This is a genomic window from Nonomuraea sp. NPDC001699 (assembly GCF_053596455.1).
On the sequence record NZ_JBSFGF010000008.1, the window covers coordinates 157,108 to 172,768 of the forward strand.

Annotated in this window: 16 protein-coding genes and 1 pseudogene; 13 read left to right on the plus strand and 4 right to left on the minus strand. The window is 71.2% G+C overall.

The features are described from left to right. The first annotated feature begins 47 nt into the window (after positions 1-47). On the plus strand, positions 48-920 hold the full coding sequence (locus ACWCSU_RS25000) for an aldo/keto reductase family oxidoreductase (RefSeq protein WP_449937887.1): 873 nt from the start codon (positions 48-50) through the stop codon (positions 918-920). An 18-nt stretch (positions 921-938) separates the two neighbouring features. Here the strand turns inward: ACWCSU_RS25000 and ACWCSU_RS25005 are convergent. After that, positions 939-1,034 (minus strand): annotated as a pseudogene (locus ACWCSU_RS25005) (IS5/IS1182 family transposase); the annotation flags it as partial. A 195-nt stretch (positions 1,035-1,229) separates the two neighbouring features. Here ACWCSU_RS25005 and ACWCSU_RS25010 point away from each other — a divergent pair. The 5 genes from ACWCSU_RS25010 to ACWCSU_RS25030 all read left to right on the plus strand — a co-directional run bounded on the left by ACWCSU_RS25010 (position 1,230) and on the right by ACWCSU_RS25030 (position 5,980). Next, positions 1,230-2,303 carry a DUF4158 domain-containing protein gene (locus tag ACWCSU_RS25010; protein ID WP_449937888.1) on the plus strand — a complete coding sequence of 358 codons (1,074 nt, stop codon included), beginning with the start codon at positions 1,230-1,232 and terminating at the stop codon, positions 2,301-2,303. A 357-nt stretch (positions 2,304-2,660) separates the two neighbouring features. Beyond that, positions 2,661-3,878, plus strand: a complete 1,218-nt coding sequence (locus tag ACWCSU_RS25015; RefSeq protein WP_449937889.1) for an IS30 family transposase — start codon at positions 2,661-2,663, stop codon at positions 3,876-3,878. 54 nt (positions 3,879-3,932) lie between these two features. After that, a complete protein-coding gene (locus ACWCSU_RS25020) occupies positions 3,933-4,085 on the plus strand; it encodes a hypothetical protein (RefSeq protein ID WP_449937890.1) in 153 nt (50 codons plus the stop codon). Positions 4,086-4,249: 164 nt separating this feature from the next. Continuing rightward, positions 4,250-4,864, plus strand: a complete 615-nt coding sequence (locus ACWCSU_RS25025; RefSeq protein WP_449937892.1) for a hypothetical protein — start codon at positions 4,250-4,252, stop codon at positions 4,862-4,864. 402 nt (positions 4,865-5,266) lie between these two features. Further along, complete coding sequence (locus tag ACWCSU_RS25030) at positions 5,267-5,980, plus strand: carbon-nitrogen hydrolase family protein (RefSeq protein WP_449938370.1); 714 nt, start codon at positions 5,267-5,269, stop codon at positions 5,978-5,980. On the opposite strand, the gene ACWCSU_RS25035 is transcribed toward ACWCSU_RS25030, so the two are convergent. Together ACWCSU_RS25035 and ACWCSU_RS25040 are read right to left on the minus strand one after the other, a co-directional pair. After that, on the minus strand, positions 5,937-6,359 hold the full coding sequence (locus ACWCSU_RS25035) for an ATP-binding cassette domain-containing protein (RefSeq protein ID WP_449937894.1): 423 nt from the start codon (positions 6,357-6,359) through the stop codon (positions 5,937-5,939). The two genes, ACWCSU_RS25030 and ACWCSU_RS25035, sit on opposite strands and share 44 nt — an antisense overlap. 123 nt (positions 6,360-6,482) lie before the next feature. Beyond that, positions 6,483-7,082, minus strand: coding sequence for a CGNR zinc finger domain-containing protein (locus ACWCSU_RS25040; RefSeq protein WP_449937895.1), 600 nt, complete (start codon positions 7,080-7,082; stop codon positions 6,483-6,485). An 86-nt stretch (positions 7,083-7,168) separates the two neighbouring features. Between ACWCSU_RS25040 and ACWCSU_RS25045 the strand changes: the two genes are divergently transcribed. After that, positions 7,169-7,957, plus strand: a complete 789-nt coding sequence (locus tag ACWCSU_RS25045; RefSeq protein WP_449937896.1) for an MBL fold metallo-hydrolase — start codon at positions 7,169-7,171, stop codon at positions 7,955-7,957. Positions 7,958-8,061: 104 nt separating this feature from the next. After that, positions 8,062-9,318: an MFS transporter gene (locus ACWCSU_RS25050; protein WP_449937898.1), complete on the plus strand. Its 1,257-nt coding sequence runs from the start codon at positions 8,062-8,064 to the stop codon at positions 9,316-9,318. 26 nt (positions 9,319-9,344) lie between these two features. On the opposite strand, the gene ACWCSU_RS25055 is transcribed toward ACWCSU_RS25050, so the two are convergent. Continuing rightward, positions 9,345-10,823, minus strand: coding sequence for an FAD-dependent monooxygenase (locus tag ACWCSU_RS25055; protein WP_449938371.1), 1,479 nt, complete (start codon positions 10,821-10,823; stop codon positions 9,345-9,347). Between the two features lie 232 nt (positions 10,824-11,055). On the opposite strand from ACWCSU_RS25055, the gene ACWCSU_RS25060 reads away from it, so the two are divergent. The 5 genes from ACWCSU_RS25060 (at position 11,056) to ACWCSU_RS25080 (ending at position 15,287) form a co-directional block, all read left to right on the plus strand. After that, positions 11,056-11,799 carry an SDR family NAD(P)-dependent oxidoreductase gene (locus tag ACWCSU_RS25060; RefSeq protein ID WP_357709203.1) on the plus strand — a complete coding sequence of 248 codons (744 nt, stop codon included), beginning with the start codon at positions 11,056-11,058 and terminating at the stop codon, positions 11,797-11,799. A gap of 90 nt (positions 11,800-11,889) precedes the next feature. Beyond that, complete coding sequence (locus ACWCSU_RS25065) at positions 11,890-12,393, plus strand: hypothetical protein (protein WP_449937901.1); 504 nt, start codon at positions 11,890-11,892, stop codon at positions 12,391-12,393. A 90-nt stretch (positions 12,394-12,483) separates the two neighbouring features. Continuing rightward, positions 12,484-13,467, plus strand: a complete 984-nt coding sequence (locus ACWCSU_RS25070; protein WP_397041858.1) for an AraC family transcriptional regulator — start codon at positions 12,484-12,486, stop codon at positions 13,465-13,467. A gap of 99 nt (positions 13,468-13,566) precedes the next feature. Continuing rightward, on the plus strand, positions 13,567-14,790 hold the full coding sequence (locus ACWCSU_RS25075; protein ID WP_357709194.1) for a styrene monooxygenase/indole monooxygenase family protein: 1,224 nt from the start codon (positions 13,567-13,569) through the stop codon (positions 14,788-14,790). After that, on the plus strand, positions 14,787-15,287 hold the full coding sequence (locus tag ACWCSU_RS25080; protein ID WP_357709191.1) for a flavin reductase family protein: 501 nt from the start codon (positions 14,787-14,789) through the stop codon (positions 15,285-15,287). Before ACWCSU_RS25075 ends, ACWCSU_RS25080 begins: the two co-directional genes overlap by 4 nt. The last annotated feature ends 374 nt before the right edge of the window (positions 15,288-15,661 follow it).

Below are 15,661 nucleotides of genomic sequence, written 5' to 3' on the forward strand. Positions count from 1 at the left end.
CCATCAGGCACCAGTACCTGGTTTGACACGAAAGGCAGCGCAGCAGCATGAGCACGCTTCCCGCTTCACTTCCCGGCGGCACCTGGACCCTGGGCGACCTGACCGTCACCCGGTTCGGCTACGGCGCCATGCAGCTCGCCGGCCCCTGGGTCATGGGGCCGCCCGCCGACCACGACGGCGCCCTCGCAGTCCTGCGCGAGGCCGTCGACCTCGGCATCACCCACATCGACACCGCCGACGCCTACGGCCCGCACATCACCAACCAGCTGATCCGCGAGGGGCTGCACCCCTACCGCGACTCGCTGCACATCGTGACCAAGGTCGGCGCGACCCGCGACGAGCAGGGCGGCTGGCCCCCGGCCCGCAAGCCCAACGACCTGCGCCGCGCCGTCCAGGAGAACCTGGAGAACCTCGGCCTCGAGACGCTGGACGTGGTCAACCTCCGTCTCGGCGACGCCCAGGGCCCCGTGACCGGCTCGCTCGCCGAGGCGTTCGAGACGCTCGTCGACCTCCAGCGGCAGGGCCTGATCCGGCACCTCGGCGTGAGCAACGCGACGCTGGAACAGGTCGCCGAGGCACGTTCGATCGCACCGATCGTGTGCGTGCAGAACATGTACAACCTCGCCCACCGCCAAGACGACGAGCTCATCGACGAGCTCGCCGAGCAGGGCATCGCCTACGTGCCCTTCTTTCCGCTCGGCGGCTTCACCCCGCTACAGTCCTCTGCCCTCACGGCCGTGGCCGCCCGGCTGGACGCGACGCCGATGTCGGTCGCCCTGGCCTGGCTGCTGCAGCGGTCGCCGAACATCCTGCTGATCCCCGGCACCTCCTCGGTGGCGCACCTGCGCGAGAACGTCACAGGCGCGGGACTCTCGCTCTCCGATGAGGATCTCGCCGAGCTCGACAAGATCGGCCGCTAACCCCACGTCATCATGATGAAGCGGATGGATCGGATTGGCCTTCGGCCGCTCAGGCAGCAGCGCCGCGAATTGGTCCCACAGCGGATCGATCAGCCATGATGGAAGGACAGGCACAGGTCTCCCCAGTAGTCACAGAGCGTCGCAACTCCATGATCACTGGCACCTGTGGCCGCCTTGTTGTCGAGGTCCCACGCCGCCACTGGCCTTCGGGGAGGATCGGACCGGGTTTTGGCGCTACAGAGTCGATCTTGACGACGATTCGGTGACGACGACTGTTTGCCCTGGTCGAGAGCCCTAACGTGCCTGTTCATGCCTGTGGATTTCCTCTCAGATGAGCAAGTAGCCCGCTATCGCCGGTTCCGGCCCGAGGTGTCGGTGGCCGAACTCGAGCAGTTCTTTCGGCTGGACGCCAAGGCGCTGCAGGCGCTGGCGGGTAAGCGCCTACCGGCGACGAAGCTGGGATGGGCAGTGCAGTGGGGCACCGTGCGGATGCTCGGCACCTTCCTGGCCGAAGACCCTCTCGACGTGCCCAGGGACGTGTTGGAGTTCGTCGCCGAGCAACTCGACATCGATCCCACCTGCGGGCCGGAGTACCTGACCCGGCCTAAGACCGCCCACGAGCACGCCTGGGAGATCCGGGACCTGCTGGAGCTGTCGGAGTTCTCCAAACGCGAGCAGGAGGTCCGCGACTACCTGGCCGCGCGGGTGTGGTCGACGATCGAGGGGCCGCGGGCGTTGTTCGACCGCGCCGTGGTGCACATGCTGCGCGAGGGCATTCTGCTGCCCGCGGGTATCACCACGCTGACCCGGCCGATCAGCGAGGTGCGCCGGGCCGAGCATGCCCGGTTGTATCGCACGCTGGCTGAGCGCGCGGGCCCGGAGCTGCGGGCGCGGCTGGCCGATCTGCTGCAGGTGCCCGCCGATCGGCGAGTGTCGGAGCTGGAACGGCTACGTACCGCGCCGACGCGGGCCTCGGGGCGGGTGATGGTGGCGGAGTTGCATCTGGAGACCTCGTCGGTCGATGACGCGCTGGACGTGCTGGATCTGCTGATCACCTCGAATCTGCCGGCCCGGGCCGAGCGGGAGGGCAAGGCCGAGCAGCTGCGCACGTTTCCCAAGCTGCGCAAGGCGGCGCGCGCGATGGCCTCGGCGGTGGAGGTGCTGATGTCGGCGCCGGAGGCGACCGAGGATCGGCTGGTGTCGCTGGTGGAGGTGTGGAAGGCGATCGAGGAGGTGGTTCCGCGGGAGAAGCTGGCCTCGGCGGTGGAGACGGTCGCGGCGTTTGTGCCTGCGACTGACGATGACGCAGCCGCCGAATGGCGGGCCGAGCTGGTCAAGCGCTACCGCACTGTGCAGGCTTCATCGAGCTGCTGCTGGAGATGATCCGCTTGCGCGCGGTCGAGGCCGGCAGCGCGGTGCTGGCGATGGTGCGCACCGCCGCGGCTATGGCCAAGAGTCGCCGCCGCTACGCGCCGAGCGATATCGCAGCGCACGAGGAGCTGATCACAGGGTCATGGCGGCCGCTGGTCTACCGCAACCCGGATGTGCCGGAGGGGCAGCTGGAGGTCGAACCGGCCACCCGTAGGGCACGGTCGCGCATCTCGCGCCAGGGGGAGGGTTCTGGAAACGGTGGATCTAGCCTCCTGTCCGCCCAGCAGAAGCCGCAGACCTGTAGCACCCCCCGACGGGTCTCCCCCTTCCTTCTAGCGGTCGTCGCAACACCCCAGGTTGGGGAGTGCGATGGAAGAGTTCGAGATCCGCAAGATCCGATCTCCGCAGGGCCCGAAGAACCTGACCCGTGAGCGGGAGGAATACTTCCGGCTTATGGATCAAGGTTTCAGCAGCCGGGAAGCGTGCCGGATCGTTGGGATCAACATCCGGACCGGGAAGCGGTGGCGCAACGGCTGGAATCGCACCAAATGGAACAAGGGGGCACCGCCCGGATCACGGACGGTGCCCCCACCGGGCGAGTCCCGATATCTGCGGGAAGACGAGCGGATCTACATCGCCGACCGGGTACGAGCGGCGATCCGCGAGATCGCCCGCGAGCTGGGCCGTGCGCCGTCCACCATCAGTCGGGAGATCCGCCGTAACCGGCACCCCACAGGCGGCCAGTACCGGCCGCACGCCGCTCAGGCCCGAGCCGACGCGCGCCGGCCCCGCCCCAAGCCCAGCAAGATTGGCCAGAACCGCGAGTTACGGGCCTACATTCAAGAGCACCTGCACAAGCGCTGGAGCCCAGAGCAGATCGTCCAGAGCCTGCGCCGGACCTTCCCCGAGCGGGCGGAGATGCATGTGTGCCACGAGACCATCTACCAGGCGCTCTACGTCCAAGGCCGCGGCGAGCTGCGCCGCGAGCTGACCCGGGCGCTGCGCACCGGCCGCGCCATGCGCAAGCCGCGCCGCCTGGCCCAGCAGCGCCAGCCCCGCTACAGCGCACCCATGGTCATGATTAGCGGGCGGTCCGCCGAAGCTGACGACCGGGCCGTCCCCGGCCACTGGGAAGGGGACTGCATCATCGGCAAGAACGGCAGCTCGGCCATCGGCACGCTGGTCGAGCGCACCACCCGCTACGTGATGCTCCTCCACCTGCCCATCGACCGCAGCGCCGAGCGCATGCCCGACGCCCTGGTGGAGACCATGGCCACACTGCCCGCCCACCTCAAGCGCTCCCTCACCTGGGACCAGGGCAGCGAGATGGGCCGCCACCACGAGTTCACCGTCGCCGCCGACATGCCCGTCTACTTCTGTGACCCGGCCAGCCCATGGCAGCGCGGCTCCAACGAGAACACCAACGGCCTGCTGCGCCAGTACTTCCCCAAGGGCACCGACCTGTCCGTCCACACCCGCGAGGAGCTCGACGCCGTCGCCGCCGAACTCAACGCCAGACCACGAAAGACGCTCGACTGGGACACCCCAGCGGAGCGTCTCGCCATGCTGCTCACCGCCAGCAACTAGACTGGCTGATTACGTCGGTGAAGGGCAGCAGCGTTGTCGGCCAGCGTGCCTCGAATGACGACGATCAAGCTGAACGCGGCCATCGCCGCGATTCTCGGGCTGGCATGGCCCATTGAGCACTCCAGCGGCAAGTTGGGATGTCGGGAGTATGGCGTCGTGACACCACGCCTGAACCGCGCGCCGAAGGTGATCGTCTTAGGGGTATGAGATGGAGTTGGGTCGTCGCTCTGGTGTTGGTGCTCACGGCGTGTAGCGGCACAGGTGTTCAAAAGACCGGCGAGACCATACCGAGTCTGAAGCAGACTGGTCGGCCGGTCCCTGAGCCGGCCTCAGCCGGACCTGCGCGACACCCTGTCGCCGAATGGCTGCGTGTGGGTGGTTTGGTGGCCCCCGGCCTCGCCGCCGCCCGCCCTCCGATGCTGGTGGTCTACGCCGACGGGCTGGTCGTGGCCGGCGCCGCGCACGAGCTGCGCCTGCCGCCCGCCGAGGTCGGAGCCCTGGTCAAGGCGCTGGAGCGCGACCTGGCGGGGCAACCGGCCACCGCCACGCCCCGGCCGGGCACGCCGACGGTGTACGACGCGCCGGCCACGGTCCTCGGCGTCGACAGCGGTGCCGGGATGCGCGAGGTGTACGTCCCGTTCCTGGACCTCGCAACCGACGACTACGCCGCCGGGCTCGTCGAGGCCCGCGACCGCCTCAGCCGCCTGGCCGACCGCGCCACCGCACAGGGCCGGAACTACTCCACCGACCGCGTACGGCTGTCCGCCGACCAGGTCACGGCCCCTGCGACGACCGCCAGGCCCTTGCCGGAGGGCGTCCCCCTGCCACCCGAGACGCAGGCGCACTCGGGGCGCAAGGACTACAAAGGCAACAAGGCGCACACGATCGCCCGGCTGATACCACGAGACGGATCCTGGCACGTCTATCGCACCTCAACCGGCGAGCACATCGCGCTCTCGTGGCGTTACCTGCTCCCTCACGAGTAAGACTCCGGCTACGGATGAGCAGGTGGGGCCCGCGGAAGCCGTTCGGACTCGGCGCGCTGCTGCGGGAGTCGGGCCACCTCGACGAATCGCTCTCCCAGGCCCAGCCTGGCAAGGGTGATGGCAGGCCGCTGGAACCCCATGGGCACCTCACAGACCAGGCCTGACGGTTAACCGCTCGCGATCCCAAGGCCTGGATCTCTCTGCCAAACAGCGAAAACGCTTGGCTGGGGTGCCCAGCCAAGCATCTCGCTATGCTTGTCGCCGCCAGTACTTGATCACTGTGTTGCGACGACCCCTGGAATTCGCCCCCCGTCGAGCGAGATCGGACAGTCCCGTGCCAGGCACCACCGCGCCACGTGGAGGGGAGGGGCGTGGGACAGTGCTGGGGTGAGGATCGCGTTGGTGGGGCCGGAGCGGTGGTCGGCTGATGGGCATATGAATTTTGACGGGATCGAGGGGGTGGTTCCGGCGGGGGCCGACGTGGTGTTGTTACCTGAGTTGGTGGGGTCGAGCCTGGCCAGGGGTGACTATCTCGAGCGGTTACGTGGCTTGGCTGCCGAGACTGGTGCGACGGTGGTGGGTGGGTCGTATTACGACCGGACTGAGGCCGGGGTCGTCAATCGGGGTGCTGTCGTGGATCCTCGGGGCGAGGTGGTGGCCGAGTACGACAAGGTGCATCCGTACGGAGTTGAGCAGCAGACCGGTGTGGTCCCCGGGGCGACGTCGGACGGGTTCGAGTTGCTGGGGCGGCGGGCGCAGGTGCTGCTGTGTGCGGATCTCTGGTATTCCGGGAGTCTGGCACGCCTGGCCGATCCGGTTGATGTGGTGCTGGTCCCGGCGTTCTCGGTGACGCAGTGGGGGACGCCGCTGCCGGCCCGGACGTTGTGGGAGCACATGAGTGTCGCCCGGGCCTACGAGTTCATGACCTACGTGGCGGTCAGCGACTGGCACCACGAGGCGACCTACCACGGCCACCCCTGCGCCGGCGTCACCGGCCTGGCCAATCCCTGCCCCACCACCGGCGTCTTCTTCACCCCCGGCGCCACCGTCCACGACCTGGACTTCCCCCGCCTCACTGCATTCCGCGCCGACCGCGCCACCCGCAACTTCCGATGACACCCCCGATGTACGGCAGACCCCCACACCCCACGAGCTCCACCCTCGGCACCCGGCAGCCCACGCCTCCGACGCGCGAAACGGCCGGTGGCTTGCCGTAACGCAAGAACTCGCCGCCGTAGCACGAGAGCTCGCCGTCGCTCGCCTGATCGAGGGCGGCCAGGCAGTGCATCAGCGTGGACTTGCCCGATCCGCTCGGTCCCATGATCGCCGTGAACCCGCCGCGTGGCAGGTCGAGGTCGATGCCGCGCAGGGCCCGCACCCGGGTCTCGCCCCGGCCGTAGGTCTTGGTCAGGTTCCGCGCGGCGGCGGCGACGGTGTCCCGATACGCCCGCGATATGCGCCGGCTCCTGGCCCCGCCGCCCCGGACGGCGGTCATCGGGCGGGCTGGTAGGCGCCGCCCCGCCGGCGGTTGATGACGGCGAAGCGATTGGTGGCGTTGATGAGGGCGATGAACGCGACCAACGCGGCGAGCTGGTCGTCATCGTAGTGCTCGGCGGCGTCAGCCGGGGTTCGGCTGGGTGCGGCGGGCGTAGGCGCGGGCGGCGCGGGCGCGGTCACCGCATCTGGTGGAGCACCAGTGGCGGCGGCCGTGACGCAGCAGGTAGCGGTTGCAGGGAGGAGAGCCGCAGCTGGTGAGGCGTTCGGCGTCGGGGCCGGTGAGCAGGTCGGCGGTGTTGGCGGCGATGGTCGCGAGAGCGCGGTCGAGGATCTCGTTGGTGGGGCACGGCGCCGCGCGGTAGGGGCCGCTCCTCTCGTCCCAGTACAGCAGGGCGGCCGTGGGGGCCTTGCTCAGCGCGTCGTTGACGGCGGACAAGGCCGCGGGCAGGGCGGGCAGTCCGTCGACCTGGGCGGCGAACAACACCCTGACGTGCTCGCGCAGCGAGCGCAGCTGGGCCGCGCACATCTCCCGCACCCCGGCGTCGGCCGGCGCGAGGCCGCGTTCGGTGAGCCAGCGATTGGTCGCCGCGGGGGTGCCGAGGAGATCGACGAACTGCCCTCCCGGCAGCGCGATGGCGCTGTTGACGAAGTCGAGGGCGAGGTGGTCCGCCGCCCCCGGCGCGGGCGGCAGCACGGACTCGGCGGTCAGGGTCTCGCTCATAAGTCTCATGGTACGGGTTGCGCTCGTCCGTGAGACACCGTTACTTTCATCACGGATAAACCGCTTCTCATCCGTGAGGTATCTGAATGGCCAGTTCCAGTGCGACCACCGAGCAGCTCCCCGTACGCGTCTTCGGCGGTCCGACCGCCCTCTTCGAGTACGGTGGCCTGCGATTCCTGACCGACCCGACCTTCGACGCCCCCGGCGACTATCACGTGCCGGGCGGACGGCTGACCAAGACGGCTCCCACCGCCGCCGTCCCCGCCGACCTCGGCCGGATCGACGTGGTCCTGCTCTCCCATGACGAGCACCCCGACAACCTGGACGACTCCGGCCGCGCGCTGCTCGCCGACGTCCCCCTCACGCTGACCACGCCCGGCGGCGGCCGGCGTCTGGGGGACGGCGCCAAGGGGCTGGCCGACTGGGAGCCGGTCGAGCTGGACCGCCGTGACGGCGGCACGATCACCGTCACGGCCGTTCCCGCCATTCACGGCCCCGGCAGGCGCGAGGAGGTCGAACCGCTCACCGGTCAGGTCGTCGGATTCGTCCTGACCGGGGAGGATCTGCCCACGATCTATGTCAGCGGCGACAACGCCTCGCTCGACGTGGTCAAGCAGATCGCCGACCGTTTCGGCCCGGTGGACACCGCCGTCCTGTTCGCCGGAGGCCCCCGGATCCCCGTGCTGTTCGGCGGCGAGCTGATCGTCCTCGACAGCGCGCAGGCCGTCGAGGCGACCGGGATTCTCGGCGCCCGCCGGGTGGTTCCCGTCCACTACGACAGCTGGGCCCACTTCACCGAGGGCCGCGACGAACTGGTCGCCGCCTTCACCGCCGCCGGCCTGCTCGACCGCCTTGACCTGGGCGTCCGAGGCTGACCACATGACCGGCCGGGCCGGCCTCCCTCCGGCCCGGCCTGCACGACGATCCGCGCCCGCTCACCGAAGCCCTCGGCGACATCTCCCCTTCCGAAAGAACTCTCGTGACGACCAATGTGCCTGTCCGGATACACGACGTCCCGCGCCTTCAGGCACAGCGCCGCTCCCTGACCGTCCTGGTCATCGCCCAAGTCCTCAGCGGCGTCGGGCTGGCGGCCGGCGTGACCGTCGGCGCCCTGCTCGCGCAGGACCTGCTCAGCTCCACCGGCCTCGCCGGCCTGCCCAGTGCCGTGGGCACCGCCGGCTCCGCCCTGGCCGCCGTCGCCGTCGGGCGCGTCTCCCAGGCCCGCGGGCGCCGGCCCGGCCTCGCCCTCGGGTATCTGGCGGGTGCCGTCGGCAGCTTCGGCGTCATCGCCGCCGCCGTCGCCGGCAGCCCCGTCCTGCTGTTCCTCGCCCTGTTCCTGTACGGCGCCGGCACCGCCACCAACCTCCAGGCCCGCTACGCCGGAGCCGATCTGGCCGCCCCCGAACGCCGGGCGGGCGCGGTGTCCGTCGTGCTGGTCGCCACCACCCTGGGCGGCGTGGTCGGGCCCAACCTCGCCGCCCCGACCGGCGGCCTCGCTCGCGCCTTCGGCATCCCCTACCTGGCCGGGCCGTTCCTGCTCGCGGGCGCGGCCTACGCGCTGGCCGCCCTGGTCCTGGCCGTCTGGCTGCGTCCCGATCCACTGCTGCTGGCCCGCGCCCTGGAGGACGGTCCCGCCGCCACACCGGACGCCGCCGCCGGCAGGACACCTCCGGCCGTCGCGCGGCGCGGGCCCGGCGTGCTGGTCGGCGCGCTGGTCATGGTGATCACCCAGCTCGTCATGGTCGCGATCATGACGATGACCCCCGTCCACATGCACGACAGCGGGTCCGGGGCGGCCGCCGCCGGCCTCGTCATCGCCGTCCACATCGGCGCGATGTACCTGCCCTCGCCCCTGACCGGCTGGCTGGTCGACCGCTACGGCCGCCTCACGGTCGCCACCGCCTCCGGCCTGGTTCTCCTGGCCGCCGGACTGGTCGCGGCCGGCGCGCCCGACGACTCCGTCGCCGCGTACGCGGTGGCGCTCGCGCTGCTGGGGCTCGGCTGGAACCTCGGTCTCGTCGCCGGCACCGCGATCATCACCGACGCCGTCCCACCGGCCACCCGTGCCAGGACGCAGGGCCTGGTCGACGTCTCCATCTCCGTGTCCGGCGCCGTCGGCGGCCTGGTCTCGGGCCTGGTGGTCGCCGTGGCCGGCTACCCTCTCCTCGCCGTCGGCGGCGGCGTTCTGGCGCTGGTCGTCGTGCCGGTGGTCGTCGTCGCGGCCCGCAACCGGTGAGTGCCTTCCACCCGGACGGATCAGGTTCACCGGCTTGGGGCGCCCGCCCACCGCGTCAGGGCGTCGGCGAGGCCGGAGGCGTCGGCGATGGAACCGGCCCAGCAGACGTAGCCGTCGGGCCGCACCAGCACGCCGTCCGCGCCGAGCTCGGCCTTCACGTGCGCCCGGCCGACCCTGGCCGACCACGGCCCGGCGGCCTCGGCGAACGCGGCCTCGTCGGCGGTCGTCAGCAGCAGGCCCCGGCCGTCGCGCAGCAGCTCCGCCACGCGACCAGGCCCGGCCGCCGTCACCACGTCGAGGTCGGGGACCTGGCGTCCCAGCAGGTCGTGGCGGCGGCCGGGCAGGTCGTGGCGGACATCCAGCCCCGAGATCATCCCGGCGACGATCCGGTTGGCCTCGGGCACCCGGACGAGCTGCTCGACGATGTCCCGCAGGGCCAGGTTCTCCTCGTCGTGCACGATCAGCACGGCCTGGGCGCGGGTGTTGGCGAGGACGCGCGCGCCGACCGGGTGCCGTTCGGAGTGGTAGGTGTCGAGCAGCCCCTCGGGCGCCCACCCGGCGATCTCCCCGGCCAGCTTCCAGCCCAGGTTGAACGCGTCCTGCAGACCGAGGTTGAGCCCCTGACCGCCCATGGGCGAGTGGATGTGCGCGGCGTCCCCGGCCAGCAGGACCCGCCCGTGACGGTACCGCTCGACCTGCCGCGAGGCGTCGGTGAACCGGGAGGCCCATCGCACGCCCGTGAGCCGGACGCCGGGGCCGAACTCGTTGTGGAGGGCCCGCTGCACCTCGTCCTCGGTGATCGGGGTGTCGCGGGACAACCGCTGCTGCTCGGCCCCGTAGAACAGGAACCGGTGGACGCCGTCGCCGATGGGAGCGATGTAACCCTTGCCGGTCTTGTCGGGCGTCATGACGGGCAGCATCCAGGTCTCCGGCACGGCGCCGTCCGGGTCGGAGATCGTGATGTCGGCGACCACCGAGAGCAGTCTGCCGTCCAGGCCGGGAAAGCCGATGCCCAGCAGCTCGCGGACGGTGCTGCGGCCGCCGTCGCAGCCCACCAGGAAGCGGGCCGTGAGCCGTGACTCGCCCGCGGGCCCGAGCAGGGTCGCCTCGACCCCCTCGGCGTCCTGGGACAGCCCGGTCACCTCCTGCCCGCGCAGGACCTGAACGCCCAGCTCGCCGAGCCGTTCCTCCAGCAGCGCCTCCACGCGCCCCTGGGGGATGCCGATCGAGTACGGGTGCCGGGTGTCCCAGGCGGTGTAGTCCAGGCGGAGCCCCGCGAAGTGCCCGCCGGGCACCCGCTGGATCGCCCGGTCCATGAGGGGCTCCAGGAGCCCGCGTAATTCGAGCGCCTCCGCGGAGCGCGGCTGGATGCCGAGCGCCTTGGACTGCCCGCTGCGCCGCGCCAGCCGTTCGACGACCACGGCCCGCACCCCGGCGAGGCCCAGTTCCGCGGCGAGCATGAGCCCGGTCGGCCCGGCTCCGACGACGACCACATCGACGTTCATCACGGATGCTCCGTTCGACAGGGATCGGTGATGAGGTCACCGATCGCTGCGCAGACGGTAACGGCGGACGGGCCGGTTCCCGCAACGATAGTCACCCCGACAGGCTGCTCCACTTCCGGATTTCCTCCGGCACGGACGGTTTTTCTCCGGCACGGATGTAGAGACCGGGACGGTCGCCACGACTCCACTGCGAAGCGCCCCACCAGGGGGCGGCCGACGGCGGGGAGCCGACATGGGAACGCTGGAGAAGAAGAGCGCACTGGTGACCGGCGGGTCGCGCGGAATCGGGCGAGCGATCGTGACGAGGCTGGCCCGCGAGGGCGCGACCGTGTTGTTCACCTTCAACCGCGACCAGGCCGCGGCCGAGGACGTGGTGGCCGAGGTGGCGGCCTTCGGCGGCCGGGCGATCGCGGTACGGGCCGACCAGGGGCGCTTGGAGGACGTGAAGCACCTGTTCGGCGAGGTCGACCGGTGCCTGGACGGTTTGCACGTGGTGGTCAACAACGCGGCGGTCAACCCGATGGGCATGATCTGCGACGCCACTGAGAGCGACTTCGACGACGTGATGGCCGTCAACACCAAGGGGCCGTTCTTCGTCATGCAGGCCGCTGCCGAGCGGCTCGGCGAGGGCGGCCGGATCGTGAACATCACCTCCGCCGGTGAGGCGCCGGGGCTGGCCCTGTACTTCGCCAGCAAGGCCGCGCTGGAGTCGATCACCGTGGTCGCCGCCCGCGAGCTCGGGCCGAGGGGCATCACGGTCAACAACGTGATCCCGGGCGCCACCGAGACGGACATGATGCGCGCGGCCGCCGGGGAGAACCTGCAGCAGGCCGTCGACCACGTCGTGACCATGACGCCACTGCGGCGGCTGGGCCGCCCCGAGGACATCGCCGACGTCGTCGCCTTCCTGGCCGGGCCCGACTCGCGCTGGATCACGGGCCAGAGCCTGCGCGTCTCCGGCGGCCTGATGATCTGACCGCACCGGACAGATCCTCAACGGATCCTCAACCGGCACCGGCCTAGCGTCCTTCTCGACAGGCACGACGACGGAGAAAGGGACGGTCTCATGGCTTCGGTCAGCACACGGCTCATCACCCTCATCGGCGTGGCCGGCGCGGCGTCCGCGCTGGTCGCGGCGCCCGGCTCGGCGACGGCGCGGACGACCCCCACCACCACGGCGGCGACCGCCGCCGTGGCGCAGAAGTGGAGCTACGCCCAGCCCCTGGCCACCCAGCCACGTACGGCGGCGGCCGGCGCCTCGGCCAAGCGCTGCCTCACGCTGCTGCGTCCCTGGGGAAGGTACGAGGGCGGCAAGTGGCGCATGTACGGCACCGTCAGGGCTCACTGCAAGGGCAGCAGGAACGGCTCGTGGTGGATGGCGCTGCAGAAGAAGACGAAGATCCTCGGCATCCCGCACTGGCAGCGGCTGGCGGGCCGGACCCTGCGCAGCGACCAGACGGGGGCCTTCCACGTCCGGGCGACGTGCAAGAGCATGAAGAAGAACACCTTCCGCGTGGTCACCAGCGGCACCACCGTGCTGAGCAGCCCCACCCTCACGGTCAAGTGCTGACCTCACCAGCTCACGGTGGATGATCGGCCGGCGCCGGCATGTGCGTCCTTTTACCTGGAACGCCGGGGGCGGCCGGGCCGATCATCTGGTGTGCTCCTCAGCAACCGGGCCGTCTTCGCCAGCTCCGACCTCGACGAGGTCCGCGGCGAGGTCGCCAAGGTGTTCTGCCCGCACCGGCTGGACCTGGCCGGGGACGCGAACCTGCTGTCGGCCAGGTTCAACTCCGTGCAGCTCGGCTCGGTCCGGGTCAGCTACCTGGACTACGGCGCCGACGTGCACATCGAGCCGGGCGACCTCGACACGTTCTTCCTGGTCATGATCCCGCTCGCCGGACGCAGCCTGATCCGCGCCGGCGACGAGGAGGTCGTCTCCAGCCCGTCCCTGGCCACGCTGCCCTCGCCGACCCGGCACCTCGACATGCGCTGGGCCGCCGGCTGCCCCCAGCTCCTGGTCAAGTTCGAGCGCTCCGCGATCGAACGCTCGCTGGAGCAGATGCTCGGCGAGCAGCTCGGCGGCCCGGTCGTCTTCGACCTCGGCATGGACCTGACGACGGGCTGGACCCGGTCCTGGCGCGACATGGCCGACCTGCTCGTCCGGGAGGCCGAACGCGACGACGGGCTGGCCGGCCACCCGCTGGCCGTCGCGCACCTGGAGAACGCCCTGATCACCCTGCTGCTGACCATGCAGCCCTCCAACTACCTGGAACGGCTGACGGCGCCGAGGCCGCCCGCGCTGCCGAAGGTGGTGCGCCGGGCGATGGAGTTCATCGAAGGGCACGCGCACCTTCCGCTGAGCACCACCGACATCGCGGGCGCGGTCGCGGTCAGCAGCCGCTCCCTCCAGGAGGGTTTCCGCGCGCACCTCGGCCTGTCCCCCATGGCTCACCTCCGGCAGGTACGGCTGGCGCGCGTGCACGACGAGCTCAGGACGGCCGACCCCGCCAGGGCCACGGTGACCACGGTGGCCGCCCGATGGGGCTTCCTGCACCAGGGGCGTTTCGCCGCCCAGTACCGCGAGAGGTACGGGCAGCCGCCGTCGGAGACGTTGCGAAGGGGTCCCGCGTCAGGCGGATGAGATCCGCGCTCAGCGGATGGCCCGGGCGGACCCGCCGCCCGTACCGTTCTTGTCAGGCGCCGATCAGATCCCGTACCCGACACCCGAAGGACACCACCCATGCGCGACATCCTCGTCGTCGGCGCCGGTCAGGCCGGTCTCCACCTCGCCATCGGCCTGCTCCGGCACGGCTACGACGTCACCGTCGTCTCCAACCGCACCCCCGAGTCCATCCGCGACGGCCGGGTGATGTCGGGCCAGGCCATGTTCGGCACCGCGCAGGCCCACGAGCGCGAGCTCGGCCTGGACTGGTGGGCCGACGTCTGCCCGCCCATCGAAGGCATCGCCCTCACGGTCCCGAGCCCGGAGGGCGGCAAGGCCCTGGACTGGGCGGCGCGGCTGGACGTCCCGGCCCGCTCGGTCGACCAGCGGCTGAAGATGCCGGCCTGGCTGGGCGAGTTCGAGCGGCTCGGCGGCAAGCTCGTCCTGCACGACGCCACCCCCGAGGACCTGGAGAGCTACGCGGCCCGGTACGACCTGGTCCTGGTCGCCGCGGGCAAGGGCCAGATCGCCTCGCTCTTCGAGCGCGACCCCGCCCGCTCCCCGTACGCCACCCCGCAGCGCGCGCTCGCGGTCACCTACGTCAACGGCCTCGCCCCGCGGCCCGGCCACTCGGCGGTCTGCTTCAACCTGCTGCCCGGCGTGGGCGAGTACTTCGTCTTCCCCGCGCTCACGCACACCGGCCCCTGCGACATCATGGTGTTCGAGGGCGTGCCGGACGGTCCCATGGACTGCTGGAGTGACGTCCGCGGCCCCGCCGAGCACCTGGCCCGCAGCCGCCGGATTCTGGAGACCTTCTTCCCGTGGGAGGCCGAGCGCTGCGCCGGGATCGAGCTCACCGACGCCAACGCGGTGCTGACCGGCCGTTTCGCCCCCACGGTCCGCCGTCCCGTGGCCGTGCTGCCGTCCGGGGCGCCGGTGCTCGGCGTGGCCGACGTCGTGGTGCTGAACGACCCGATCACCGGGCAGGGCAGCAACAACGCCGCCAAGTGCGCCGCCACCTACCTGCGGGCCATCGTGGAGCGGGGCGACCGGCCGTTCGACGCGGACTGGATGCGGCAGACGTTCGACCTGTTCTGGACGCAGGCCCGGCACGTCACGAACTGGACCAACGCCCTGCTCGCGCCGGCCGAGCCCCACCACCTGGCCCTGCTGGCCGCCGCCCAGCAGCGTCCGGAGATCGCCTCCCGGTTCGTCAACGGCTTCGACGACCCGGCCGACTACGCCGACTGGTTCATGGACGCCGGCCGGGCCGAGACCTATCTCGGCGGGGTGACGGCATGAGATCGCTCCGTGACGCCTTCGGGCAGTTCGCGACCGGGGTGGCGGTGATCACGACGGCGACCGCCGACGGGGAGCGGGCCGGGGTCACCGTCAACTCCTTCACCTCGGTCTCGCTCGATCCGCCGCTGCTGCTGTGGTGCCTGTCGAAGCGGGCGCCCAGCGCTCGGCTCTTCCTGCGGGCCGGGCGGTTCGCCGTCAACGTCCTGGCGGCCGGGCAGGGGCACCTGTCCAGGCGCTTCGCCGCCCCCGCTGCCGACAAGTTCGCCGGGGTGGAGCTGGTGCCGGGCACGCCGTTGCCGGTGCTGGCCGGGACGCTGGCCGGGTTCGTCTGCCGTACCGAGCGCGTCCACGACGGCGGCGACCACCACATCCTCGTCGGAGCGGTGGAACGCCACCAGCGGACCGGAGGCGAGCCGCTGGTCTTCCACTCCGGCCGCTACCGGGAGTTCTGGCCCGAGATGACCACCGGCGAGGGCCGCCTGCCCAGCCGCGTGTGACGTTCCCCCAGGCCACGCCGGCTCACTCCCGCCCGGGCGCCGGCAGACGTACGTGCGGCAGGTTGCGCCAGACGGTCCTGGTCGTCAGCACCTCGTCGAAGGCCGCCCCAGCTCCGGCACGGTCGGCGCGCCGCGCTTGGGCACCACCCCGACCAGTTGCGCGGCCAGCGGCTCCCCCGTGGGGGCGAACGCGCCGATCACCAAGGGCCTGCGCCTTCAGGAAGACGCCAAGGTCAGATCGCATGCATCGACGCCAGTGACGCGGCGGTCCGGCCGACTCCTGCCTGGTGGCGATCTCCCGCCTCCGACCATCAGCCGGGCCCGGCGGCCTGCGCCGCGTGCCGGGTCCTCCACGCGGAGGACGGGGTGCCGGT

What these genes read in the sequence shown, in the direction of transcription:
- ACWCSU_RS25000 (WP_449937887.1), top strand. Translation starts at nt 48, where the DNA reads ATGAGCACGCTTCCCGCTTCACTTCCCGGCGGCACCTGGACCCTGGGC.
- ACWCSU_RS25010 (WP_449937888.1), top strand. Translation starts at nt 1,230, where the DNA reads ATGCCTGTGGATTTCCTCTCAGATGAGCAAGTAGCCCGCTATCGCCGG.
- ACWCSU_RS25015 (WP_449937889.1), top strand. Translation starts at nt 2,661, where the DNA reads ATGGAAGAGTTCGAGATCCGCAAGATCCGATCTCCGCAGGGCCCGAAG.
- ACWCSU_RS25020 (WP_449937890.1), top strand. Translation starts at nt 3,933, where the DNA reads ATGACGACGATCAAGCTGAACGCGGCCATCGCCGCGATTCTCGGGCTG.
- ACWCSU_RS25035 (WP_449937894.1), bottom strand. Translation starts at nt 6,359, where the DNA reads ATGACCGCCGTCCGGGGCGGCGGGGCCAGGAGCCGGCGCATATCGCGG.
- ACWCSU_RS25040 (WP_449937895.1), bottom strand. Translation starts at nt 7,082, where the DNA reads ATGAGCGAGACCCTGACCGCCGAGTCCGTGCTGCCGCCCGCGCCGGGG.
- ACWCSU_RS25045 (WP_449937896.1), top strand. Translation starts at nt 7,169, where the DNA reads ATGGCCAGTTCCAGTGCGACCACCGAGCAGCTCCCCGTACGCGTCTTC.
- ACWCSU_RS25055 (WP_449938371.1), bottom strand. Translation starts at nt 10,823, where the DNA reads ATGAACGTCGATGTGGTCGTCGTCGGAGCCGGGCCGACCGGGCTCATG.
- ACWCSU_RS25060 (WP_357709203.1), top strand. Translation starts at nt 11,056, where the DNA reads ATGGGAACGCTGGAGAAGAAGAGCGCACTGGTGACCGGCGGGTCGCGC.
- ACWCSU_RS25065 (WP_449937901.1), top strand. Translation starts at nt 11,890, where the DNA reads ATGGCTTCGGTCAGCACACGGCTCATCACCCTCATCGGCGTGGCCGGC.
- ACWCSU_RS25075 (WP_357709194.1), top strand. Translation starts at nt 13,567, where the DNA reads ATGCGCGACATCCTCGTCGTCGGCGCCGGTCAGGCCGGTCTCCACCTC.
- ACWCSU_RS25080 (WP_357709191.1), top strand. Translation starts at nt 14,787, where the DNA reads ATGAGATCGCTCCGTGACGCCTTCGGGCAGTTCGCGACCGGGGTGGCG.